We start from the raw sequence: 23,477 nt of genomic DNA, 5'->3' as shown, positions 1-23,477 counted from the left end.
AATTTTGGTCAGAGACAGGCATCCATCTGCGCGCGCAGATGGCAGAGGGCTTTCATCATGTGATAATCGACCGTCGCCAGAGCGATCCCCAACTCCTCGTGGATCTCGCGGTACGACTTCCGCTCGATCCTGTTCATCGCGAAAATGCGGGCGGTCTTTTCAGGAAGCCGTGCAAGGGATTGCTCGAAGAACGTTTCTAGGTCCTGTGCATGCAAGTGTTCTTCTTGCCCGCCGGTTTGCGCGACATCGCAACCTTCGAACAACGGCAAGGGATTTAGCCGACACGATTGCCTCCTAGCCCGGTCGATGAGGATGTTGCGCGCGATCCGGAACAGGAAAGCGCAGGGGTTTCGCAACCGATCGATCTGATCGCTTGCGGCAGCGCGCAGGAAGACTTCCTGCGCAAGGTCTTTCGCTTGCTCGTTTCCGACCTTGCAGGACAAATAGGCCAGCAGGCGCCCGTGTTCTGTGCGGTACAGAGTTTCGAGAATCTTCGATGGGACGGCCTTCGAACAGCGAGTTTCGTCGCGATTACGGACATCGCGCGGTGGTGTGTCCTCGGGCCGCCCGACGACGGCATTCAGGGACATGCTTTGTGAAAGGTGGCAGCCGCACTCCTGCCGGCCCTTCTGGCCGAGGGATTGCAGGTTCCAGTGTCGTGCCGCCGTCCAGAGCTATCGCTCTTTGACCGGTTGGGCCGCCGGGCCTGGTCGGACCGGCGTGCTTGATGTCTGGCGGAGAATTCCACGCGGACGGTGCCAGCATTCAAGGCCGCGCCGAAGAAGAGTGGCGCAGCCAACCTAGGGATGCAAGCGCCAACTACATCCATTCCGGCGCCAGGATTATGCCCTGAACTGGGGAGCTTACTCCTCTGGCCTCAGGATGCCGTTGCCTGCTGGCCGAAGCTAGAAAGCGCAGTCGGAAAGGAGGAGTCTCATGGATCGAACCAGCAAAGACGACGGCCAGTCTGGCGCGCGCGACTTTCCGGATTTCGCGCAGGAATTCCTGCGCCGAAATGCGATGTATAAAGAGCAATACGACCAATTGTGCTGTCGGAATGGAAATCCGGTGCCGGCCTCGGCTTCGCGACGGATGGCGCGGTCATGGGGCCTCGAATTTCCCGTGCGATCCAGCATCGAACTGCAGCGTTGCGCCAGCCTTCTGGAGTGCGCAAGTCACCGCCAGCATCATTATCTTGCAGGGAGCGATTGAGATCTGCCCCCGGATCGCGGAAGCATTTGCCGCCTGCAAAGTGGTTGCCGATCACCACGGTAGAGAGGGTCGCCATGTGGTGCTGGACGGAACGGCCTCCCGTCACCGGATGATCTTATTAGAGGCGAAAACTACGGGCCAGCCGGGCTATCTTGTTCCTGGCGATCGGTGCCTGCAGATTCGGCTGGAGGCCATTTCGTCGTTTCATGGCTGGCAGGCGAAGGCCGGACAATTGCCGCCTGCAACAGGCCTCCTTCCAACTATCTACCAACGGCATCGGCTCGACCTCATGCTGCAGGTCCTGGACCTTGCAGGAAGCACATCCGATCCGGTGCCCACAATGCGCGATCTTGCAGCAGCACTCGGCTTTGGCGACAGCGGTCAGTACCGGGCCGTCGAATGGAAGTCCTCGTCTCTCCGCCGCCGAATTCAGCGGCTCCTCTCCGACGCGCGCTACTTTGCTGACGGCGGTTACCGGCAACTTTTGATGGGGCGGTTCCGCGAGAAATGAGAAAAGACTTTCCGGCGCTCCCTCCAATGCCGGGGCACACAAGTGATTGCCCAGACTTTTCAAAATTATTCTCGGCGCTATGGTCTTTATACTGAAGTGTGAATGACTTGAGTTGTCACGTTTCGATAAATCGAACCCCTGGGGTCGCTAATGAAAATGCCGGTCAGGCGGATTGAAGCCGCCCAAACCGGCCACCAGCAGGCGATTTGGTTGCGGCGTGTTGGCTGGCGCCGGACCAATCGAACGGTCACGGCCATGTATGCGTATCTTGCTGAGGAATTCGCCACTGAACTCATCGATGTTGAATCCACCACAGGACTCAACGAGGCACTCAGGAAGTATTCCCGCATACTTGGCTTCGATCATTTCGCGCTGAACCTGGAATTCCGGACGCAAGCCGGGGCCCCACCAGGTATCCTGTTGCATGACTATCCGGAAGAATGGGCAAAGGTCTATGTCGGCTTCGAACTCGCGGGCCAAGATCCCGTGCGCCGAGCGTGCGACAAGACCTTCATCGGTTTCGCTTGGGAATCGCTCGATGACCTGATCCCGCTCACCAGAGGCGACCGACAAATGCTTCGGGTCGGGCGGGAATGTGGGATCGGCGACGGGTTCACCGTGCCGCGTCATCTTCCCGGCCTGGCGCAGGGAGACTGCACCTTCGCCGTGGGTCCTGACCGTTCGCTACCGGTCGAACTGCTGTCGCTCGCTGAAGCAATCGGCGCGCTTGCGCTCAGTTGTGCATTAGGCCTTGGCGGAGAAGGTTCCGAACGGACGCCTCCGATGTTGACCGACCGCCAGCGCGAATGTGTACTCTGGGTCGCCCGCGGCAAGACTGCCGCGGAGACAGCAATTATACTGGGCATCGGAACCGAGACAGTGATCCAGCACCTGAAAATGGCGCGCGAACGCTATCAGGTGCATTGCAAGCAGTCCCTGATCGTGTCGGCGCTGTTCGACGGCCTAATCGGATTTTCGGATATCTTTCTCTGGAGGGATGGCTGAGTGCCAGCAGATATGACCGAGGCGGCGGGTATCATCCGTCACGTAAAGAAGAGATCATGCGGACTCTGTCTGTCGCTTGATACCTTGAATGCGAACTCTTTCTCGAATGACGAAATTGGGGCCGTTTGCAGTCAGTCTGCTCCTAGCCTCTGCTCGGTGGGAAGCGGCCGTTTGGACGATGCAAGGGCAACGTTAGCATATCTGTGTTGATTGGCTTTACCTCAGTCCATTACGTATGGATGCATTCAGACACAGATAATGGGATTACGCATGACTGACGATGAATATGTCTACGACGAGGATAGTGGCGAATGGCTTCCAGCAAGTGAGCTGGAGCGCAAGAGGCAGCAGGCTGACCAGATCGAGGTTCGCGATGCCGTGGGCAATCTTCTCGCGGATGGCGATCAGGTAACGCTGATCAAGGACCTGACCGTGAAGGGTGCCGGGCAAACGCTGAAACGCGGAGCGCTGATCAAGTCGATCCAGCTGACCGACGACCCGCAGGAAATCGACTGCCGCTATGAAGGCATCAAGGGGCTCGTCCTGCGCGCCGAATTCGTCCGCAAGCGCTGATGGCAAGGCCTCGCCCGGCGCAGCCTTCTGCAGCTTCGATATTGAAGCTGGCCGATCAGGCAGGAAGGCTGGAGGTGCGTGTTACGCCGGGAGCCTCTGCCGACGCGATCGTGCTTCCTTCTGATAGCGGCCCGCTTGCCATCAGGATCACCGCGCCGCCTGAAGACGGCAAGGCGAATGACGCGGTCATGCGAATGCTCGCCAAGGCACTTGGTCCGCCCCGGTCGTCGCTCGAACTGCTGCGCGGCGCGACCGGACGCAACAAGGTAATCCGCCTGAAGCCTTGAGCCGACTAGACCCCGACCATTAAACCAGACTTAGCGCCATATCCTGCGCCTGCGCAAAGTCGGGAGCATATCGGATTCTGCTCGAATCCGCGCCGAGCTCGGCTCGTTCGAGCATGGATCGCGGCTGCGACTGGACCCCGGACAGGATCACTTTCGCTCCGGAGATTTCCGCCTGCTTGATGAATTCCTCCAGGGCCTGCAAACCGCTGGCGTCGAGCAACGGCACCAGCCGCATGCGCAGAATGATGACGTTGGGGGATTGTCCGACACGGCGCAGCGTATTGAGCAGCTCGCCGGCCACTCCAAAGAAGAACGGCCCGGTAATGCGGAATACCTCGACGCCATCGGGCAGCGCATCGCGTTGATCGAGATCTTCGGAATCGCGGTCGATGTCCTGCCTTCTGCTCGCATCGATTTCGACCGACTCCGCCATGCGCGCCATGAACAGCAGTGAGGCAACGGTAACGCCCACGCCGATTGCCACCGTCAGGTCTACCAGCACCGTCAGCCCGAACGTCAGCAGCAATACAGCGCGGTCGCTGTTGGGCATGCGCAGCAGCGCCAGGAAACGCTCGTATTCGCTCATCCCCCAGGCAACCATGAACAGGATGGCGGCAAGCGCTGCCATCGGCACAAAGGCCATGAGATCGGTTGCGAAAAGAACGAACAGCAAGAGGAATACCGCGTGCAGGATGCCCGCGACCGGTGTCTGCGCACCCGACCGGATATTGGTTGCCGTGCGGGCAATGGCGCCCGTGGCAGGCAGGCCGCCGAATATGGCGGAGCCGAGATTTGCCACACCTTGGCCGATCAATTCCTGATTGGAGCGATGCCGCGTGCCGATCATGCCATCGGCCACGACCGCAGAGAGCAAGGCCTCTATTCCAGCCAGAAAGGCGATGGTGAATGCCGATGGCAGGACCGCATTGATTTTGGCGAGGGAGATTTCCGGGAGTGATGGCATCGGCAGGCCCGCCGGAATGTCGGGAAAACGCGAACCGACGGTATCGACCGGCAGCTTGAGAACAAGCACCGCTATCGAACTGACAAGCACCGCGATCAGGAACGCCGGTAGCTTCGGTGCAAATTTGCGCAGCAGGATGATGATAGCCAGCGAGCCTGCCCCGACGCCCAGCGTGGCCCAGCTCGTGCTCGCCATCGCGTCCCAATAGGCTTGCCACTTGGGGACGAATTCGGCCGGTACTTCGGCGATCGCCAGCCCCAGGAAATCCTTCACCTGGCTGGACGCTATGATGACTGCAATGCCAGCGGTGAACCCGGTAACGACCGGGTGGGGAATGAACTTGATCATCTGTCCGAAGCGAAGCACGCCTGCCGCGATGAGAATGAAACCGGCAAGGAAGGTCGCAATCAGCAGTCCGTCAAACCCATGCTGGGCAATGACATTGAAGATGACGACCACGAAAGCGCCTGTAGGCCCGCCCACCTGGACCCTTGAACCCCCCAGCGCAGAAATCAGGAAACCGGCGACCACGGCAGTGACGAGGCCCTTGTCTGGCGAAGCGCCGCTAGCGATGCCAAGCGCCATGGCGAGTGGCAGCGCGACGATGGCCACAGTGAGTCCAGCGATGGAGTCGGCCCTCAAGGTGCCGAGCGAGTATCCTTCGCGAAAAACGGTAATGAGTTTTGGAGTGTAGCTATTCATACCCGCCGCGCTGATCCTTAGCTGTCCGCTTTGTCATACAGGATCGAATGACCCTTGCCGCTCGACTTGCTGGAGGTTTTTTCGGCCAGTCGAACCCCTCTGCCGCTGCCCGTGCTCGGCGCGTTTTCGCCAATCAGCTCGATGCCGGCTCCTTCGAGGGCCGTGATGACCTTGACCAGTGTGTCGACGACGCCGCGAACCTGGCCATCGGACGATTCCATGCGCTGGATCGTGGGCAAGGAGAGCCCAGCCATCTGCGCCAGCTGGCGTTGGTCAAGTCCGAGCAGGGCGCGCGCCGCTCTCATCTGCTGCGACGTGATCATACAAGCTCCGTGATGTTTAATACATCAAAATGCAGTCTTAACAATCTAAATATAGGCTGTATATAGATATTATGCAGTCCAAAGATGCAATGAGTCCGGGATCGAAGCCCATTGTCTGCGCGACGACAAAGCGCCCAAGCGTAAGCGGCGTGAATGCGCACTTGCGTATAATTCCGCGCGAGCCCCGCGATTTTCGGGTTGTTGTGACATTTCACCACGAAGATGGTTCGCTTTGCGAGGCTGAATTGGCTCCGGCCGAAGCCGCGCGCCTCATGTCGGAAATTCTCGGGGTAATTAACCAGGGAAACGGAAGGTGCTCGGCAATGGCGCAGCCGACACGGGACTCTATCTCATGACGAGCGAAAGCCAATATGTCGTGGCATACAAATTGCTGCAGGCCTCGGGCGAGCTGCGGCACGATGCCTAATTTCCTCGAGACGATGGTTGATCGTGCCCACAGCGGCCGAAAAGTTACAAAACCGAAGGTGTTGGAGAAGCATTCCGGCGCGATCGAATTGCCGCCTACGGGTTGGGCTGCCCTTTTGAGAGGGTTGCTTGGCCGCTGTCCTCGCTGCGGTGAAGCGCGGCTTTTTGCCCGGTTCCTCAAGCCAGTGGCAAGGTGTGCGCGATGCGATCAGGATTGGACACATCAGCAGGCCGATGACTTCCCGGCCTATGTTTCGATATTCGTAACCGGACATTTAATGGCCCCGGTCATTATTGGTCTGACCAACGTCGAGGGCCTGTCAACACTGGGTCTGGTTTCGATTATCGTGCCCCTGACCCTCATCCTGACCGTAGGCCTTATCCAACCCGCAAAAGGGGCCATCATCGCGCTGCAATGGTGGTTCGGGATGCACGGCTTTACGCAGGAACGGCCGGATCCGACATCAGGCGAGGGCGATCCCTGATCGCGTCGTGATCTGGCACACCTTCGAATACCGGACACTGTTCCGGCCTGGCCATCATTGATGGCGCCTCATCTCCTCCAGCCATGAACCCTCCGAACCGGGCCGACGATATTATGAACCATGAACAGCATCCCAAGCTGCCTGCACGAAAGAGCGATTTCTACTTCGGACGCATGCGAACGTGTCTTGATGAAGCTACCCAGGCCTCGCTGCCGCGCGTAAAAGAACGCTCGTTGCGGGCGGCAGCAGCATGGCGGGACATGTATGAACGCGCTCGCACTTTCGAGACCAGGTCCGGGAGATGAGCGAGCACGTAGCGCTCACGCCGATCCGGGAAATTTACTCATCGGCGACACTGGCTGACGATGCGCCGCACACGCTCGCTATCGAAGAATTCCTCGATCACATTTATGCTATTGATCGCGAGGTGCGCTGGAATGAGCGGTTTGGCCCCGGCGCGGCGGAGCCTTGTCATGATGGCGGTCAACAGCATGGCGCTTTCATCTTCGACTTCGGTGACATCCGCAGCCTTCTTGCAAACTGGGGCTACGTCCAGAGCGCTATGAGCATCACAGAGCCGAACCGCTTGTTGCTCGAGTATACGCAGGCGATGATGGGCTTCCTGCTTTTCAACGGGTCTCCATGCACGATCGAGATCATCGGTCTGGGCGGCGGTTCGCTAGCGAAATACTGCCACGCTTACCTGCCTTCGACCCACATCCGCGCGGTCGAAATCGATGAAGACGTGCTGGCCATGGCAGACCAGTTCTGCATCCCGGCCGACAGTAGCAGGCTCGAACTGGTCTTGGCCGACGGCCACGAATTCGTGGCTCGGGATAAAAGAACCACGGACATCCTTCTGATCGACGATTTCAATAATGAGGAAGAGGTTCACCAGCTGAACTCGGCAGAATTCTTCTCGGCGTGCCGCGCGCGCCTCAATCCCGGCGGTATTCTCGTGGCAAATCTATGCGACCCGCGCGGCCAGAACCAGTCGGCATTGCGCAATTTGCGTGAAAGCTTTGATCAAATCATCACTTTACCTGTCGAGGCAGGCATGAATCTGGTAGTCTTCGCCTTCCCTGGAGGTTGCCAGCAATTTGGTCGCAGGCAGCTGCGCGATATGGCCAACCTGCTTGAGAGCCGCCACCCATTGCCGATGGCGGCTTTGGTAGAAAACATGCAGCTTCAGCCCGGGCATTTGGTCAATCGGGTTGCTGGTGAAACGGAACCTTCAAGTCTGGGAAGCCAACGATGCTGGTCATGATAATTGTCGTTTCCATTGTGCTGACGGGGTTGTTCATCGCGGTCGCGGTAGCCGGAAACCGTGCACAAGGCCGTCTCGAAGCGAAAAGGCCGAAGCCAAGAAGTGCTCGATCTGAAACCGATGGCGCGGATGGGGAAGGCTAGATACTGAAATAGGACCACCACCCGCTGGAGGCGAAACTCGCAAGCCAGTCCCGCGTCGACGTCCCATGCGGCTAGGATGTTTGGAGTCTCTGCCTCTTGCAAATCCCTCAAAACGTCAAAAGGCTCCGCGCGCGATTTCAATATGAGGTTCAGTCAATCTTGAAGCTGAATGTCCGCTTTCAGGGTTTCCAATCAAAAAGCTAAATGTCTTGAATGAGGGCGCAAAGCGGTCGTAGTAGCTTAACAGACTGTCCTGGCTACCAGATTGGTGTTTCAGGCAAATTTTGATGCAATTTCTGTCAGCAGCTTCTCGGAATATCGCGACTTAAGCTGCTGCATGCTTCGGCGATGCTAAACTGACCTGACTGGTTGCACGAATGCCCCCCATGCCGCCTTTCGGCTTGGTGACGTCCCCAGTTCTTGGGATACCGGAAAGCGTGATTCTTGTTGAGATGCCGCCTGTCCTTCGGTTGTCAGGTGAAATCATATGCGAGCCTCCGCGCCTCCTTTGCGAGCATGTCCAAATGATCTCGCACTTCGATCAATGTTCGAAGCGCGAAGGCGTGTTTTCGTCGACCTTCTCAAGTGGGATGTGCCCGTCCTCGAGGGGGCCTATGAAATCGACCAGTTCGATACCAGTGATGCGACCTACCTCATTCTTTCCGATGACAACGCGAACCATCGCGCCTCGGCTCGCATCTTGCGAACCGACCGACCGCACATCCTGCGCGATCTCTTTCCGTTCCTCTGTGATGGTCCACTACCGGCTAGCTATGCCTATCGCGAGATAACCCGCTTCTGCATCGAACCCACCCTTGGTCGGGAAGAACGGAGAAGCGTCCGGAACGAACTGGTCACAGCGCTCGCCGACTATGCGATTGCCCGTGAACTGGCCGGATACACTGCCGTGGCGAACCAGGCGTGGTTCAATCAGATCGCCAGTTTCGGGTGGAGATGTTCCAGCCTCGGAGACGTCTGCCGGGTCAATGGCGAAGACCTTGTCGCCCTTCGCATCGATATCGATGCCAACACTCCTGCAGATCTGAAACGGGGCGGCATCTATCGTGCGGGCGCGTTCAGCGCAATCAGAGTCGAGCAGGAGTTTGCGTCGTGAGCCACTCGGAAGAAAACGGTTGGCTCCAGCTTATCGAGCGCGATGGATATTGCATCATACCCGGCGCGATGGCGTTGGAGACCGTTGACTCACTCGACCTTGACCTTGCCGAAGAGTTCGCGCGTGCACCGATGGGGAAAGGGGACTTCTATGGTTATCAGACACAGCGGTTCGGAAGCCTCCTTCGCCGTTCTCCCAAGGCGGCCGAACTGGTCCTGCAGCCGCTCATTCTGGCTCTCGCCCGTCGCATTCTCGAGCCTGCTTGCGAACGCATCCAGCTCAATGTCGCGCAGGCAATCGCCATTCATCCCGGCGAAATCGAGCAATTCCCGCATTGCGATCACGACATGTGGGCCGGAGACAAGGGAGGCCGTGAATACCTGCTCAATGTCATGTGGCCGCTTACTCCATTCACCGCAGCGAATGGCGCAACGAGGATTTATCCCGGGACTCACAAGAGGACTATCTCGGACCTCGGCGATCTCGACGAACCAATCATAGCAAACTGCAGGCCCGGCGATGCGATCTGTTTTCTTGGCTCGACCGTTCATGGAGCCGGACCGAATACCACGTCCGAGGTTCGGCGTGCTGTGGTGATTGGTTACAGTCTCGGGTGGTTGAAGCCATATGAGAACTTGTGGCTCGCTTATCCGCCGGCAGTGGCGCGGTCCTTTTCACCCGAACTTGCTGAACTGGCTGGCTACTGCCAGCACCGACCAAATCTCGGCAATTACGAAGGACAGTGCCCGTCGATCTTGCTGCGCGATGACATTCCAGATCTGCCGCAGGCAACCGATGCGCTGCGGGACGATCAGCAAGAAGCTATTCGAGAATTTGCCGATGCTCGACGCGCTGAGCGATGAGCCCTGCGCATGTCCTCGAACCGACCTATCGCCGACTGAAACTCTCCATTGTCGAGGGCAGATGGTTGACGGGAACCAGGCTGGAGACGAAGCGCCTTGCCGACGATTTCGGCGTGAGCGCGACCCCGGTCAGGGACAGCCTCAACCAGCTCGTCGGTGAGGGTCTGGTCGACCTCACGCCCGGTGAAGGTTTCCGGGTGCCGGCGCTAGGCGAGCAACAGCTGCGCGAAATTCTCGACGTTAATCTTGCTCTTCTGGAGCATGCGCTAGATACAGGATGGAAAGGTTCAGTAGCGGAAGACGATGCCCCACATTCTGTCGACTACGCAGGCCGGATGAGCGGAGTTTTGGGGGCAATCGCGGCGGGGGGCGGTAACCGATTCCTTGTCAACTCCGTCGAGCGAATAAATGAGCGCCTCTTCGTCGTGCGGAATCTTGAGACGACGATCTTGCCAAATGCCCTGGACTTGTTGGAAGATCTGGAGTGCAGCCTCGAAGGTGGCAATAGATCCCGCGCCGACGCCTTGCACCAGTATCACCGGCAATGCCGTGTTTGGGTCCCGGAACTGATAGCTGCGCTTTCCGGCTAGCCACAGTTCTTCGCTCCCTAAAGAGCGGGGCCGAGCAGGAAGACCGGCTACAGGATCTGGCTCAGATGAGCGTTCCACGCATCAAGCGCCGCGCGTTTCTCGTCTTTCCAATCGTGCCTCTGATAAATGCCGGCTACACCGGCGCGAGACGTTCCCACATGATTAAGGACCGCCTCCGTAACTTCGAAGCGCACCCCAAGCCGCTGGAAATTCGTCGCAAGCGTGCGGCGAAGATCGTGCAGTCGCCATGGCTGTAAAGGCTCTCCGAGTTCGTGCTCAATCAAGCTATCGAGTTCGATCTTGCCTTTGGCATATCCGGTAAACCCTCGTCCCGTTGATGTCGAAAACACCCGACCTCTTGTCGGCCAATTGTCGCTCCCGGCACGACAATCGAGTTCAGCGATCGCGAGGCTGTTCAGTGGTATGGAATTCGGTTCGCCGTTCTTGGTTCGAGAACCAGGCAGCGTCCAAATCCTCTCTTCACGATCGAGTTCCTCCCAGTGCATCCCTGAGACTTCCTCGCGGCGCTGGCCCGTTGTGATAAGGAGCCGCACAATTGGCCCAAAGCACGGATGACACCGAGGAGCGTGATTCCAGATCGACTGGATCTCTTGGTCGCGAAGCCACCGTTCACGAGGCTTAACAGGTGGTGGGGTTTCGATCCCCTCTGTTGGGCTCCGGTCGAGATCGCCCCGGCTAACGGCCCAACGGAACAAGCGCCGCATGACCGCAAAGACATTGCGCCGATTTGCAACTTGTTCGACGGGCATCTGGTCGAGGACTGATACCACGTCGACTTTGGTGATCGCTGTAATCGGCTTCACCCCAAAGGCGGGCTTGAGGTAAAGTCGAATGGACCGCTCAACGAGGCGGCGCCAACCTTCGCGCTTGCAAGAGCGCGTGAACAGGTCCGCGTAATTCGAGAACGCGAGATCGACAGCTTCCCGCCTCCGCTGTTTTTCGGCGTCGACTGGATCGATGCCCTGCGCAACAATCACCAGCAATCGCTCAGCTTCCAAGCGTGCAGTAGTCGGTGTCCAGGGGGATCCGTGTGACCCGATCGTGAAACGACGCGTCTTCGCTTCGCGTCCGCCCATTCGAAATTGGACAATGTAACTTATTGATCCAGCAGCGGTAACCTTGACGCCGAAGCCTTTGAGATCGGTGTCCCACAGATAGTTTTCTTTAGGTCCGATCGGTAATGAATCGACGGTCCGCTTGCTGATTTTTCCGGTTGCCATGCAATACCTCGTGGCCTTTTTCTGGCAATCACCGGGTAATCACGCAAGTAGAAAAAGGGGCGAATTGGAGGCAATTCTGGCGTAGCAAAATTTGCTTAAAGCGTTGTTTTTATTACTATGGTGTAGATTAGCGACGTCTGAATCGAAAGTACCAGACCTCGTGGCCATAGGTGTTGCGCGCCTTGTGTTCGTAACGCGTTTCGCACCAGCCTGAAGGTCGGTTCTCCCAACTGTGTCGGTCCTCCACCACCCATTCGAATTCTGCAGTGAACCGGCGCATCACCATCAGCGCATGGCGCAAATAAACGGGATGGTCGGTCCCGAAGCGGAATTCGCCGCCGGATTTCAGCTTGTCGGCGATCATGCGGACCGGCCCGTCGTTCATCATCCGGCGCTTGGCATGCTTGTTCTTCGGCCAGGGATCGGGATGGAGCAGGTAGACCATGGTGAGGCCTCCATCGGGCACGAGGGCCAGCGCCTCGAGCGCGTCGCCATGATGGATGCGCACATTCGCCAGCCCGCCGTCGCGCACATGGCCCAGCGCCTGCGCCACGCCGTTGAGGAAGGGTTCGGCCCCGATGAAACCGTGATCGGGCAGCAGGTCGGCGCGATGGGCCAGATGCTCGCCACCGCCGAAGCCAATCTCGAAATGAAGCGGGCGGTCGAAGCCGAACAGCGTTTCGGACGTGACCGGGCCTTCTTGCGGCACGGCGATCTGGGGCAGAAGCTTGTCGACCAGTTCCTGCTGGCCGCTGCGAAGGGGTTTGCCCTGGCTGCGACCGTATAGCCGGTTGAGCGTGGTCGGATCGCCTTCCTTGAATGCTGACATGCCGCCGCGCCTATGCCGACAATTGCCGTGTTGTCCAGAGGCGCGGGGTTGAGTGGAGCGGGGAGTTGTCGCTAGGCGCACCGGCGACATGCAGACGCTCCTCGATGATTATTCGCAGCTCGCCCTCTGGCTCCAGTCGCTGATCGCGCTGGCCGGTCTCGTCCTGCTTGCGCTGCTCTCCAACTGGCTCATCAAGCGCGTGCTGCTGCGGCTGGCCAGGCCCTATCTCGATGCGCGCAGCGACACGGCCGACCGCGCGGCAGCCTGGCTCGCCACGCTGATCCCCCTGCTGATCGTCTCGCGCGGCATACAGCTCGTGCCGCATATTCCCGAAGAGGTGGTGACGATCACCGTCAATGTGGTGCGGGCCTCGATCATCTTCTCGGTCGCCATGGCGATGAACTGGGCCCTGAATTACGCCAACGAGCTTTATGCGCGGCGGCCAGAGGCGCGCAGCCGCCCGATCAAGAGCTATGTGCAGGTGCTGAAGATCGTGATCTTCTGCGGTGCGGCCATTCTTATGATCGCGGTGCTTATCGAACAGTCTCCCCTGCTGCTGCTGTCCGGTCTCGGCGCGATGGCGGCGGTCCTGCTGCTGGTGTTCAAGGACACCATCCTCAGCCTCGTCGCCAGTGTCCAGCTGACCAGCAATGACATGCTGCGCGTGGGTGACTGGATCGAGATGCCGAGCATGGAGGCCGATGGCGATGTGATCGATATCGCGCTACATACGGTGAAGGTCCAGAATTTCGACAAGACCATTACCACCATTCCGACCCACCGGCTGATTGCCGACAGCTATCGCAACTGGCGCGGCATGAGCGAAAGCGGCGGGCGGCGAATCAAGCGCAGCCTCGTGATCGACCAGAATTCGGTCCGCTTCCTCGGTGACAACGAGGCTGCCGGGCTGCGCCGCTTCCGCCTGCTGGGCGATTACCTCGCGCGCAAGCAGGAGGAAATCGCCGAGTGGAACCGCCATAAGCTGTCGAGCGATTGCGACGAAATCAATGCCCGCCGGATCACCAATATCGGGACCTTGCGGGCCTACATCATCGCCTATCTGAAGAGCCATCCGCGAATCGCGGATGAAGGGTTCACCCTGATGGTGCGCCAGCTGCCGCCCGGGCCGCAAGGCCTGCCGATCGAGATTTACTGTTTCACCGATACGGTCGCCTGGTCCGAATACGAAGGGATCCAGGCCGATGTGTTCGACCACCTGATCGCCATCCTGCCCGAGTTCGGATTGCGCATCTTCCAGCAACCGAGCGGACTCGATTTTGCGCGGCTGGGCGAGGGCTGAGGTCAAACAAAACGCCCGGAAGCCGAAGCTGCCGGGCGTCTTGCCGTCCGTACAAGGAGAAATGGGTATCAGGCGGCTTCCGCCTCGTCGTCCTGGTCGCGCAGCACATAGCCGCGGCCCCAGACGGTTTCGATGTAGTTCTCGCCGCCGCATGCGTGGCTCAGCTTCTTGCGCAGCTTGCAGATGAAGACGTCGATAATCTTGAGTTCGGGCTCGTCCATGCCGCCGTAAAGGTGGTTGAGGAACATTTCCTTGGTCAGCGTGGTGCCCTTGCGCAGGCTGAGCAGCTCCAGCATCGCATACTCCTTGCCCGTGAGGTGGACGCGGGCGCCGTCGACTTCGACCGTCTTCGCATCGAGGTTCACGGCCAGCTTGCCGGTGCGGATGATCGACTGGCTGTGGCCCTTCGAGCGGCGCACCACGGCGTGGATGCGGGCGATCAGTTCTTCGCGGTGGAACGGCTTGGTGACGTAATCGTCGGCGCCGAACCCGAAGCTGCGGATCTTGCTGTCCATCTCGGCAACGCCGGAAAGGATCAGGACCGGGGTCTGTACCTTGGCCACGCGCAGCTTCTTGAGCACGTCGTAGCCATGCATGTCCGGCAGGTTCAGATCGAGCAGGATGATGTCGTAGTCATACAGCTTGCCAAGATCGAGGCCCTCCTCGCCCAGATCGGTCGAGTAGACGTTGAAGCCTTCGGTGGTGAGCATGAGCTCGATGGCTTTCGCCGTTGTCGGCTCGTCTTCGATCAGCAGTACACGCATGGGTAGTCCCCCTAGCCCTGAATTGCGGTGCCCCTTCCCCCTAAGGAGGGGTGTCGTCCCTTGTTAACTATTTGGGGTGTGAATGAAAAAGGTTAACGCGAGGTAAAAGCCGTTAACTTTTTCCCTGTTGCAAGAAGGACTCAGAGACCGCGCAGTTTATTCTGGCGGCGGCGCTGCGCCGATGATCCGATTCCTATGGCCTCGCGATATTTGGCAACGGTGCGGCGGGCGAGATCGTAGCCTTCTTCGTTCAGAAGGTCGGCAAGCTTCTGGTCGGAGAGAACTTTTTTCGGGTCTTCCGCCTCGCACAGCGTCCTGATTCGCGCCTTGATCGCTTCGCTGCTGGCACCCTCGCCATCGGCTGCGCCGACGCCGCTGGAGAAGAAATACTTCATCTCGAAGGTGCCACGCGGACAGGACAGGTATTTGTTGCTGGTAACGCGGCTCACCGTCGATTCATGCATTTCGATCTTCTCAGCCACTTCGCGCAGGGTCAGTGGCCGCATGGCGGATACGCCCTCCCGGAAGAAGCCTTCCTGACGCTTCACGATCTCGCTCGCGGTTTTGAGAATGGTTTTCTGCCGCTGGTCCAGCGCACGGATCAGCCAGTCCGCTTCGCCCAGCTGCTCATTCAGCCACGCCCGCGATGCCTTGTCCCGCGCCCCTGCCTCCAGCTCGACATAATATTCGCGGTTCACCACCAGGCGCGGCAGGCTCGCCTCGTTGATGCGGATTTGCCACCCGCCATCCTTGGCAGGGGTGACGATGACATCCGGTACGATGGGTGTTTCGCTTTCCCCGCCATGGCGGCAGCCCGGCTTGGGGTCGTAGCTGCGCAGTTCGGCGAGCATGTCGGCGAAGTCTTCCTCGTCGACATCGCACAGACGCCTGAGCCGCAGGATATCACCGCTGGCAAGTAAATCCAAATGATCGATCAGCCGCGCCATGCACGGATCGTAGCGGTCCGCCTCCTTCGCCTGCAGGGCGAGGCATTCCGACAGGTTGCGCGCACCCACTCCCGTCGGATCGAGTGACTGTACGAGTGCCAGCGCGCGTTCGACTTCGGCCAGGGGGGCGCCCATATCGTCGGCGATTTCGCGAAGCTCGATATGGAGGTAGCCGGCCTCGTCTAGTTCGTGGACGATCCGCCCCGCGATCAATGCTTCGCGCGCGTCATGGGCGAGGGCACCGATCTGGCCGAACAGATGTTCGGCAAGGCTCGGCCCGTCGGAAGAGCGGTTCTCGAGAGCGGGTAAATCCTCTCCGCCAAGTCCCGTAGCGCCAGCTTCCGACCAGTCACCCCGGTCGCCCGGCGCGGATTCGGGATCGCGCGCATAATCGGCTATGTCGAGCGCGGAATCCCCGTCGAAGTCGGGCGTCGCTTCATGCTCACCCGCAGTTTCGCCTGCATCTTCGGATTTCTCGCGACTGACCTCGCCCACTTCGAGCAACGGATTGCTCTCCAGCGCCTCGGAAACGAAGCTTTCGATTTCGAGGTTCGACAGCGCCAGCAGCTTGATCGCCTGCTGCAACTGCGGCGTCATCACCAGCGATTGCGTTTGCCGTAGGTCGAGCCTCGGACCGAGCGCCATGATTTAGCTCCGGACGCGCGCCGCAATCACAGCGTGAAGTTCTCGCCGAGATAGAGGCGCTTGACGTTCTCGTCCGCCACCAGCGCCTCGGGCGTCCCGGCAAACAGCACCTGTCCGCCATAGATGATGCAGGCGCGGTCGACGATTTCCAGGGTTTCGCGTACGTTGTGATCGGTGATCAGCACGCCGATGCCGCGAGTCTTGAGATCTTTCACGAGGTCGCGGATATCGCTGATCGAGAGGGGATCGATTCCGGCGAAGGGCTCGTCCAGCAGCATTATCGAGGGCTTGGCCGCCAGGGCGCGAGCGATTTCCGCCCGCCGTCGTTCGCCACCCGAGAGCGCCATAGCGGGGCTACCGCGCAAGCGGGTAAGGCCGAAATCGTCGAGCAGGCGATCGAGTTCGGCGGTGCGCGCCTCCTTGTCCGGCTCGACCATTTCGAGCACGCAATTGATATTCTGTTCCACCGTCATCCCGCGGAAGATGCTGGTTTCCTGCGGCAGATAGCCGAGGCCGAGGATCGCGCGGCGATACATCGGCAGGTTGGTGACATCCTCGCCATCCATCAGGATGCGGCCCGCATCGGGGCGCACGAGGCCCATGATCGAGTAGAAACAGGTCGTCTTGCCGGCACCGTTCGGACCTAGCAGGCCGAGCACTTCGCCCTTGCCGACGCTGAGCGAAATATCGGTCAGCACCTGCCGCTTGTCGTAGCTCTTGGCGATCGAGATCACTTCGAGCCCGCCCTGCGGGATAGGCGGGGCGGCATCGTGCACCGCTTGATTGTCAGGGCTCATCAGGTCTTCGGCCATGCGCGGCGCCATAGCATGCGGGGCGAAGAGGAAAACCCCCGAGCGGGCGCTGTTCGACGAAGTTGGCAAGATTCGTGCATGAACCGCAGATAGCGGTGCATCAGGGCACGCGTCGCTTGCCAGATTGCAACAATTTTGAAACTATGCCTTTTCGGAGAGAATGTCCGGGGAGACATGCGATGGGCAAGGCGATCGAAAATAACCACGATATGGGGGCTGTGGATCACGGCCGCCCGCGCGATTGGCGCAAGGCCATGAGCGACAACGTCGCGCTCGCCCTGATCGTGTATACCGGCCTGCAGATTTTCGTGACGGTCAATGCGCTGAAGGAAGGCGTGTCCTCAACGTTGCCCTATTTCGCCCTCGTCATCCTCGTCGCCGCGATTATCCCGGCCTGCCGCTGGGCGGAAAAACGCTGGAAGGACCTCTCCCCCGAAGCCGCCAGCGACGAATCGCTGAAAGGAGAATTCCGCCGCGACCAGATCATTCTCTGGGCTGCCGCAATCGGACTCCCGCTCATTCTCACGGCGCTGTTCAAGGCGATCTTTTCCGCAACCGCCTGAAGTCTTGCGCCACCCGCTGCGGCTCCCTAGCCGGACCTCTTGAAGGTTTGCGGAGTTATAGAAACGGCATGATCGATAAAGAAACCGCGCTGGCGCGTTGCCAGGACCTCGTCGCGCTTGCGCAGAGAATGGGTGCCGATGCGGCCGATGCTATCGCCCGGGCCAATGCTTCCGAAGCAGTGAGCGTGAGGCTGGGCAAGCTGGAGGAGGTCGAGCGTTCGGAGAGCGAGGAGATCGGCTTGCGGGTCTTCGTCGGCAAACGCTCCGCCTCGATCCACACCAGCGATTTTGCGCCCGACGGCCTTCTGGCGCTCGCCGAGCGGGCGGTCCAGATGGCGCGCCATGCACCAGAGGATCGGCACTCCGGCCTAGCCCCGCAGGAAAAGCTGTTTACCGGCGAGATGCCCGATCTCGAGCTGGACGATCCGGACCAGCTTCACCCGGAAGCCCTGCGCGAAGCGGCTCTGGCCACCGAGGATGCGGCGCAGGCGGTTGATGGCGTGACCAACAGCAATGGCGGCGGTGCGGAAGCCAACCGGGCGGTCGTAGCCCTGGCGACTTCAGGAGGCTTTGCGCGTGGCTATGCCGGCAGCGGCTTTTCGCTTTCGGCCAGTGTCATAGCGGGTGAGGGTGGCTCGATGCAGACCGATCATGCCTCGCGCAGTGCCCGCTTCCGCGCCGATTTGCCCACTCCCGAATCGGTGGGGAGCGAGGCCGGACAGCGCGCCGTTGCGAGGCTGAATCCCAAATCGATGCCGAGCCGCGAGCTTCCGGTCGTGTTCGAACCACGCGTTGGCGGCGGTCTTCTGGGGCATCTGCTTGGCGCGATGTCTGGGCCTGCCATCGCCCGCAAGGCGAGCTTCCTGCTGGGACGCGAGGACGAGGACCTGTTCGATTCCGCCATTCGCATTGTCGAACAACCCTTGCGCAAGCGCGGCCAGCGTTCGCGGCCGTTCGATGGAGAGGGCGTTCCCTGTACAGATCGCACGCTGGTCGAGGGCGGGCGTGTCACCGGCTGGCTGACCAACGTGTCTTCGGCCGACCAGCTGGGCCTCGCCCTCACTGGCCATGCCTCGCGCGGTGGCGGCGGATCGCCAGGCGTCAGCGCAAGCAATGTGCACATGGAGCCGGGCAGTGTCTCGCCCACCCGGTTGATGGAAGATATCGAGGACGGGCTCTACGTCACCTCGCTCTTCGGACAAGGTGTGAACCCCGTCACCGGGGATTACAGCCGCGGAGCGACGGGGTTCCGCATAAGGAAGGGCGAGATTGCCGAGCCGGTGGCCGAAATCACGATCGCGGGCAATCTCATCGACATGTTCCGCGCGCTGACCCCGGCGGACGATCTGGAGATGATCCGTTCCATCAACGTGCCCACATTGCGCATCGACCGTATGATGGTGGCTGGAGAATGAAGCGCTTCATTGCCGCCTTTTTTGTTCCGATCCTTGTTCTGATTGCCGGAACACCTGCATCGGCGCTCCTGCCGGCGATACCTGAGACAGGTGAGACGACCGAGGCCGAGGCGCCGGTTCAGACTATCGAGGATACGCAAGACGCCGGAGCGGACGAGCGCATGGCGCAGCGCATCGAGGGGATCTTCTCCGAACTTCCGGCATTCGGGGCGGTCGAGGTCGACGTGAGCCAGGGCGTAGTGACCCTTTCGGGCACCGTCCCGAGACAGGAGGACATCACCCGCGCCGAAGCCATCGCTGGCCGTGTCAGCGGCGTGGTAACGGTCGAGAACGGTCTGAAGCGCGACCTGTCGATTTCTTCGCAGGGAAGCGGAATCGCCAGCCTTGCGGAAAGGTGGGACGGCTTCGTCGCCATGGTGCCGCTGATCGGGCTGGCGCTGCTTGTCTGGGCGGTCATCGCCTTTCTCGGCTATCTGATCGCAGGGTTCGGAGCGCTGTGGCATAGGCTCGCACCCAACGGCTTTCTTGCCGAGTTGATCGCCAGCTCCATCAGGTTCGTTTTCGTCATCGGCGGGCTGGTAATCGCGCTCGAGATTCTGGGGGCGAGCGCATTGCTCGGCGCGGTGCTGGGCGGGGCGGGGCTCATCGGCCTCGCACTCGGCTTTGCGCTACGCGAAACGATCGAAAATTACGTCGCCTCGCTCATGCTGTCGCTGCGCCAGCCGTTCCGGGCCAACGACTGGGTCATGATCGGCGACCTTGAGGGCCGCGTCATCCGCCTGACCAGCCGTGCCACGGTGATGATGACGCTGGACGGCAATCACCTGCGCATCCCGAACGCCCAGGTCTTCAAGGCGGTCATCACCAATTTCACCCGCAATCCGCAGCGCCGCTTCCAGTTCGATCTGGGCGTCGATGCGGATGATGATGCACTGGCTGCGCGCCAGCTCGGGCGCGAAGTGCTGGAAGGGCTCGATTTCATCCTCGCCGATCCGCCGCCCGAGGGGCGGATCGTGGAGGTCGGCGATTCTAACGTTGTAATCCGCTTCCTCGGCTGGATCGACCAGAACGAAACCGATTGGTGGAAGGCCCAGAGTCGCGCGATTCCGGCGGTCAAGCACGCGCTGGAGGAAGCTGGCTTCGGCCTGCCCGAACCGATCTACCGCCTGCGCTTCGATCCGCGCTCGGCTTCGGTGCCGTTCGGGAATGCCGCAGAGGAGAAGCGCGATGAGGCTTCTGCCCCTCCTGCAAGAGATGTCCGGCAACCTGCGACCATTGCGGCGAGCGAGGATGTGCGGCCCACGCATGAAATCGCCGAAATGGTCGAGAAGGAACGCCGCGAGAGCGGCAGCGAGCAGGACCGGGACCTGCTCGATCATTCACGCCCGGTCGAATGAAAAAGGGGCGCTTCGCGGCGCCCCTCTCTCCTACTTCTTGTTCGCTTTGTAGCGGTCGATGCTTTCGAGCACGATCTTTCGCGCTTCCGTCGCATTGCCCCATGCGCCCACACGGACCCACTTTTCCTTTTCCAAGTCCTTGTAGTGGGTGAAGAAATGCTCGATCTGCTGGAAGATGATCGAAGGCAAATCCTTTGTTTCCCCGACATCGGAGTAATAGGGAAAGGTCGTGTCGACAGGGACGCAGATCAGCTTCTCGTCGCCGCCATGCTCGTCTTCGAGGTTGAGGACGCCGATCGGTCGGGCACGCACCACGCAGCCCGGGATGAAAGGCGAGCGGGCAATCACCAGCGCGTCGAGCGGATCGCCATCGGGGCTCAGCGTGTGCGGGACGAAGCCGTAATTCGCCGGATAGCGCATCGGTGTGTGCAGGATGCGGTCGACGAATAACGCGCCGCTTTCCTTGTCGAATTCGTACTTCACCGGTTCGCCGCCGGTCGGCACCTCGATGATGACGTTGAGGCTTTCGGGCACATTGTCGCCCGCGGGGATCATGTCGATACGCATTGCGGCTCTCTAGTTAATATGTTGTCGGCCCCTCTCCCCAGAAAGACTTCGCGGGGCCGATAGCGTCCCTGCGATATTGCGGCAACCTGTTCTCTCGCCTAAGCGCGCGCCATGTCGAAAACACCGCAGGCCGTTCGCGGCACACAGGATATCTTCGGAGCAGATGCCGAAGCCTTCGCCTTCGTGGTCGAAACCTTCGAGCGCGTACGCAGGCTCTATCGCTTCCGCCGGGTTGAAATGCCTGTTTTCGAGAAGACCGAGATTTTCGCTCGCTCCATTGGTGAGACGACCGACATCGTCTCCAAGGAAATGTATTCCTTCGAGGACCGGGGGGGAGAGTCGCTGACTCTCCGGCCCGAATTCACTGCCGGGATTGCGCGCGCCTATCTTTCCAACGGCTGGCAGCAATATGCGCCGGTCAAGCTTGCGACGCACGGGCCGCTGTTTCGTTACGAGCGCCCGCAGAAGGGGCGCTATCGCCAGTTCCACCAGATCGATGCGGAGATCATCGGCGCTGCCGAACCACAGGCCGATGTCGAGCTGCTGGCGATGGCCGACCAGTTGCTGAAGGAACTGGGCATCGAGGGCGTGACGCTGCACCTTAACACGCTGGGTGATGGCGACAGCCGCGAAGCATGGCGCGCCGCGCTGGTCGAACACTTCCGCGCGGTGAAGGATGAACTCTCGGAAGATTCGCAGGAACGGCTGGAAAAGAACCCGCTGCGCATCCTCGATTCAAAGGATCGGCGTGACCGGAAGTTCGTTGCCGATGCGCCGAAGATCGACCAGTTCCTGTCCGACGATGCGCGGGCGTTTTTCGAGGCGGTGACCAGCGGCCTCGATACCGCAGGCGTCAAATGGCAGCGCGCCGAAAGTCTCGTGCGCGGGCTCGACTACTACCGCCATACCGCCTTCGAATTCATTCCCGTCGAGGGCAGCGAAGCGGCGGGCAAGCTTGGCAGCCAGAGCACCATTCTCGGTGGCGGACGCTATGACGGGCTGATGGAAAGCCTCGGCGGAGCGCCAACCCCCGCCGTGGGCTGGGCAGCGGGGATCGAACGGCTGGCGATGCTGGTGGGAGACGGCAAAGAAGATAGACTTGAAATAGCGATAGCCGCGGAAAGTCGAGAACGTGAGGCAGATGCCGCAGAGGCTGTGGTCCTTTTTCGACGGCTAGGGTTCCGAACGGAGCTCTTTGCGACCGGCAGCCCGCGAAAGCGTTACGACAAGGCTCGAAAGGCTGAGCCTGGCATTTTGATTTCGATGGACGTCCGAGATGGTAAGCCTTTTCAGAATTGGCTTGGCACCTATCCGGATGTCGATCCGGATCGCAAAGCGGTGAAGGCATTTTCGGCCCGGTGGGAATTGCCTGAAGACGATCATTACGAATGAGAGTCCCCGCCGAACGTCTCGACCAGATCGCCCACCGCTTCGCCGAGCTCGAGGCGCGCATGGCCTCGGGCATGCTCGAGGGCGACGAATTCGTCCGGGCCAGCCGCGACTATGCCGAGCTTGAGCCGGTGGCCCGAGTCGCCGCAGAGGTGAAGGCGGCACGCGAGGAGATCGCCGGTCTCGAGGAAATGCTTGCCGATCCGGAAATGCGGGCGATGGCCGAGGAAGAGCTGGCCGATCTGCGCAAGCGCTTGCCCGATGCCGAGCGCGAACTGGCCATCGCCATGCTGCCGCGCGATTCCGCAGACAGCAAGCCCGCCATGCTTGAAATCCGGGCGGGAACGGGCGGCGACGAAGCGGCGCTGTTCGCGGGCGATCTTTACCGAATGTACGAACGCTTCGCCGCCGAGCAGGGGTGGAAGGTCGAACTGGTCAGCATGAACGCCAGCGAAGTCGGCGGCTTCAAGGAAATCGTCGCTAATGTCGCCGGGACGGGCGTGTTTGCAAGGCTGAAATTCGAAAGCGGCGTGCACCGCGTCCAGCGCGTTCCCGAAACCGAAAGCGGCGGACGCATCCATACGTCTGCGGCAACCGTGGCGGTGCTGCCTGAACCCGACGAGGTCGATGTGCAGATCGACCAGAACGACCTCAAGATCGACACCTATCGCGCCAGTGGGGCGGGCGGACAGCACGTCAACACCACCGACAGCGCGATCCGCATTACGCACTTGCCTACGGGCACGGTTGTCACCTGCCAGGACGCCCGCAGCCAGCACAAGAACAAGGAAAAGGCGATGCAGGTGCTCCGCGCGCGGCTCTACGAGGCACAGCGCGAAGCCACGCAGGGCGCCGAAGCCGAAGCGCGCAAGGCCATGGTCGGCAGCGGCGACCGCTCCGAGCGCATTCGCACCTATAATTTCCCGCAGGGACGCGTGACCGATCACCGCATCGGTCTGACCTTGCACAAACTCCCTGAAATCATGGCCGGACCGGGATTGGGCGAGCTGGTCGACGCGCTGATCGCCGAGGACGAAGCCAAGCGGCTCTCGGCGCTGAGCGAGTGAGAGTGCCGGTACGCTCTAAATCCGTTCGTGCTGAGCTTGTCGAAGCACTGTATTTTTCTTTGAGCGCAGCACCAAA

General features: G+C 60.3%; 26 protein-coding genes. 16 read left to right on the top strand and 10 right to left on the bottom strand.

The genetic code is table 11. The annotated features are described in order from the left end of the window. Positions 1-8 precede the first annotated feature (8 nt). Positions 9-590: a sigma-70 family RNA polymerase sigma factor gene (locus tag AC13CE_RS14260; protein ID WP_482972786.1), complete on the bottom strand. Its 582-nt coding sequence runs from the start codon at positions 588-590 to the stop codon at positions 9-11. A gap of 346 nt (positions 591-936) precedes the next feature. Here AC13CE_RS14260 and AC13CE_RS14255 point away from each other — a divergent pair, with 346 nt between their 5' ends. Together AC13CE_RS14255 and AC13CE_RS14250 are read left to right on the top strand one after the other, a co-directional pair. Next, the gene (locus AC13CE_RS14255; RefSeq protein ID WP_482972785.1) at positions 937-1,212 is read left to right on the top strand and encodes a transcriptional regulator domain-containing protein; all 276 of its coding nucleotides are present in this window, start codon (positions 937-939) and stop codon (positions 1,210-1,212) included. Positions 1,213-1,291: 79 nt separating this feature from the next. Beyond that, positions 1,292-1,723, top strand: coding sequence for a DUF2285 domain-containing protein (locus AC13CE_RS14250; protein WP_482972784.1), 432 nt, complete (start codon positions 1,292-1,294; stop codon positions 1,721-1,723). 147 nt (positions 1,724-1,870) lie between these two features. Here the strand turns inward: AC13CE_RS14250 and AC13CE_RS14245 are convergent, their stop codons facing one another. Further along, positions 1,871-2,149 carry a hypothetical protein gene (locus tag AC13CE_RS14245; protein ID WP_482972893.1) on the bottom strand — a complete coding sequence of 93 codons (279 nt, stop codon included), beginning with the start codon at positions 2,147-2,149 and terminating at the stop codon, positions 1,871-1,873. Between AC13CE_RS14245 and AC13CE_RS14240 the strand changes: the two genes are divergently transcribed. From AC13CE_RS14240 to AC13CE_RS14230, 3 genes are all read left to right on the top strand, one after another. Then, on the top strand, positions 2,072-2,728 hold the full coding sequence (locus AC13CE_RS14240; protein WP_482972889.1) for a LuxR family transcriptional regulator: 657 nt from the start codon (positions 2,072-2,074) through the stop codon (positions 2,726-2,728). The two genes, AC13CE_RS14245 and AC13CE_RS14240, sit on opposite strands and share 78 nt — an antisense overlap. 270 nt (positions 2,729-2,998) lie before the next feature. Further along, positions 2,999-3,301 carry an alkylphosphonate utilization protein gene (locus AC13CE_RS14235; RefSeq protein ID WP_482972783.1) on the top strand — a complete coding sequence of 101 codons (303 nt, stop codon included), beginning with the start codon at positions 2,999-3,001 and terminating at the stop codon, positions 3,299-3,301. After that, positions 3,301-3,588, top strand: coding sequence for a DUF167 domain-containing protein (locus tag AC13CE_RS14230; RefSeq protein ID WP_482972782.1), 288 nt, complete (start codon positions 3,301-3,303; stop codon positions 3,586-3,588). The genes AC13CE_RS14235 and AC13CE_RS14230 overlap by 1 nt, the downstream gene beginning before the upstream one ends. Before the next feature lie 19 nt (positions 3,589-3,607). Here AC13CE_RS14230 and AC13CE_RS14225 read toward each other — a convergent pair whose 3' ends face one another. Together AC13CE_RS14225 and AC13CE_RS14220 are read right to left on the bottom strand one after the other, a co-directional pair. Further along, a complete protein-coding gene (locus AC13CE_RS14225; RefSeq protein WP_482972781.1) occupies positions 3,608-5,254 on the bottom strand; it encodes a SulP family inorganic anion transporter in 1,647 nt (548 codons plus the stop codon). Between the two features lie 17 nt (positions 5,255-5,271). After that, positions 5,272-5,577 carry a helix-turn-helix domain-containing protein gene (locus tag AC13CE_RS14220; protein ID WP_482972780.1) on the bottom strand — a complete coding sequence of 102 codons (306 nt, stop codon included), beginning with the start codon at positions 5,575-5,577 and terminating at the stop codon, positions 5,272-5,274. Positions 5,578-5,996: 419 nt separating this feature from the next. Between AC13CE_RS14220 and AC13CE_RS14215 the strand changes: the two genes are divergently transcribed. The 5 genes from AC13CE_RS14215 (at position 5,997) to AC13CE_RS14195 (ending at position 10,465) form a co-directional block, all read left to right on the top strand. Further along, positions 5,997-6,488 (top strand): DUF983 domain-containing protein, encoded by a 492-nt coding sequence (locus AC13CE_RS14215; RefSeq protein WP_482972779.1) that lies wholly within the window; start codon positions 5,997-5,999, stop codon positions 6,486-6,488. Positions 6,489-6,789: 301 nt separating this feature from the next. Then, the gene (locus AC13CE_RS14210; RefSeq protein ID WP_482972778.1) at positions 6,790-7,755 is read left to right on the top strand and encodes a spermine/spermidine synthase domain-containing protein; all 966 of its coding nucleotides are present in this window, start codon (positions 6,790-6,792) and stop codon (positions 7,753-7,755) included. A 687-nt stretch (positions 7,756-8,442) separates the two neighbouring features. After that, positions 8,443-9,012 (top strand): acyl-homoserine-lactone synthase, encoded by a 570-nt coding sequence (locus AC13CE_RS14205; protein ID WP_482972777.1) that lies wholly within the window; start codon positions 8,443-8,445, stop codon positions 9,010-9,012. Then, a complete protein-coding gene (locus tag AC13CE_RS14200; protein WP_482972776.1) occupies positions 9,009-9,875 on the top strand; it encodes a phytanoyl-CoA dioxygenase family protein in 867 nt (288 codons plus the stop codon). Before AC13CE_RS14205 ends, AC13CE_RS14200 begins: the two co-directional genes overlap by 4 nt. Continuing rightward, a complete protein-coding gene (locus AC13CE_RS14195) occupies positions 9,872-10,465 on the top strand; it encodes a GntR family transcriptional regulator (protein WP_482972775.1) in 594 nt (197 codons plus the stop codon). The genes AC13CE_RS14200 and AC13CE_RS14195 overlap by 4 nt, the downstream gene beginning before the upstream one ends. 47 nt (positions 10,466-10,512) lie before the next feature. Here the strand turns inward: AC13CE_RS14195 and AC13CE_RS14190 are convergent, their stop codons facing one another. Together AC13CE_RS14190 and trmB are read right to left on the bottom strand one after the other, a co-directional pair. Further along, a complete protein-coding gene (locus tag AC13CE_RS14190) occupies positions 10,513-11,706 on the bottom strand; it encodes a tyrosine-type recombinase/integrase (protein ID WP_482972774.1) in 1,194 nt (397 codons plus the stop codon). Between the two features lie 127 nt (positions 11,707-11,833). After that, a complete protein-coding gene (trmB, locus tag AC13CE_RS14185) occupies positions 11,834-12,535 on the bottom strand; it encodes a tRNA (guanine(46)-N(7))-methyltransferase TrmB (protein ID WP_482972773.1) in 702 nt (233 codons plus the stop codon). An 88-nt stretch (positions 12,536-12,623) separates the two neighbouring features. On the opposite strand from trmB, the gene AC13CE_RS14180 reads away from it, so the two are divergent. After that, complete coding sequence (locus tag AC13CE_RS14180; protein ID WP_482972772.1) at positions 12,624-13,835, top strand: mechanosensitive ion channel family protein; 1,212 nt, start codon at positions 12,624-12,626, stop codon at positions 13,833-13,835. Positions 13,836-13,903: 68 nt separating this feature from the next. Here AC13CE_RS14180 and ctrA read toward each other — a convergent pair whose 3' ends face one another. The 3 genes from ctrA to lptB form a co-directional block, all read right to left on the bottom strand. Then, positions 13,904-14,599, bottom strand: coding sequence for a response regulator transcription factor CtrA (gene ctrA / locus AC13CE_RS14175; RefSeq protein WP_482972771.1), 696 nt, complete (start codon positions 14,597-14,599; stop codon positions 13,904-13,906). Between the two features lie 140 nt (positions 14,600-14,739). Next, a complete protein-coding gene (rpoN, locus tag AC13CE_RS14170; RefSeq protein ID WP_482972770.1) occupies positions 14,740-16,191 on the bottom strand; it encodes an RNA polymerase factor sigma-54 in 1,452 nt (483 codons plus the stop codon). Between the two features lie 26 nt (positions 16,192-16,217). Next, entirely contained in the window at positions 16,218-16,988 is a 771-nt protein-coding gene (lptB, locus tag AC13CE_RS14165; protein ID WP_482972888.1) for an LPS export ABC transporter ATP-binding protein, read from the bottom strand. 194 nt (positions 16,989-17,182) lie between these two features. Between lptB and AC13CE_RS14160 the strand changes: the two genes are divergently transcribed. The 3 genes from AC13CE_RS14160 to AC13CE_RS14150 all read left to right on the top strand — a co-directional run bounded on the left by AC13CE_RS14160 (position 17,183) and on the right by AC13CE_RS14150 (position 20,378). Beyond that, on the top strand, positions 17,183-17,566 hold the full coding sequence (locus tag AC13CE_RS14160) for a hypothetical protein (protein WP_221538342.1): 384 nt from the start codon (positions 17,183-17,185) through the stop codon (positions 17,564-17,566). A gap of 68 nt (positions 17,567-17,634) precedes the next feature. Then, a complete protein-coding gene (locus AC13CE_RS14155) occupies positions 17,635-18,981 on the top strand; it encodes a TldD/PmbA family protein (protein ID WP_473820344.1) in 1,347 nt (448 codons plus the stop codon). Next, positions 18,978-20,378, top strand: a complete 1,401-nt coding sequence (locus tag AC13CE_RS14150; RefSeq protein WP_482972769.1) for a mechanosensitive ion channel domain-containing protein — start codon at positions 18,978-18,980, stop codon at positions 20,376-20,378. Before AC13CE_RS14155 ends, AC13CE_RS14150 begins: the two co-directional genes overlap by 4 nt. A gap of 30 nt (positions 20,379-20,408) precedes the next feature. Here AC13CE_RS14150 and ppa read toward each other — a convergent pair whose 3' ends face one another. Further along, positions 20,409-20,945 carry an inorganic diphosphatase gene (gene ppa, locus AC13CE_RS14145; protein WP_482972768.1) on the bottom strand — a complete coding sequence of 179 codons (537 nt, stop codon included), beginning with the start codon at positions 20,943-20,945 and terminating at the stop codon, positions 20,409-20,411. Positions 20,946-21,056: 111 nt separating this feature from the next. On the opposite strand from ppa, the gene hisS reads away from it, so the two are divergent. Both hisS and prfA read left to right on the top strand, forming a co-directional pair. Continuing rightward, entirely contained in the window at positions 21,057-22,337 is a 1,281-nt protein-coding gene (hisS, locus tag AC13CE_RS14140; RefSeq protein ID WP_482972767.1) for a histidine--tRNA ligase, read from the top strand. Then, positions 22,334-23,401 (top strand): peptide chain release factor 1, encoded by a 1,068-nt coding sequence (gene prfA, locus AC13CE_RS14135; protein ID WP_482972766.1) that lies wholly within the window; start codon positions 22,334-22,336, stop codon positions 23,399-23,401. The genes hisS and prfA overlap by 4 nt, the downstream gene beginning before the upstream one ends. Positions 23,402-23,477 lie beyond the last annotated feature (76 nt).

The sequence above is a fragment of the Qipengyuania sp. B-5 genome (genome assembly GCF_056857815.1).
Note: the sequence above shows the minus strand (reverse complement) of the source record. Positions and strands in the feature narration are given on the sequence as shown.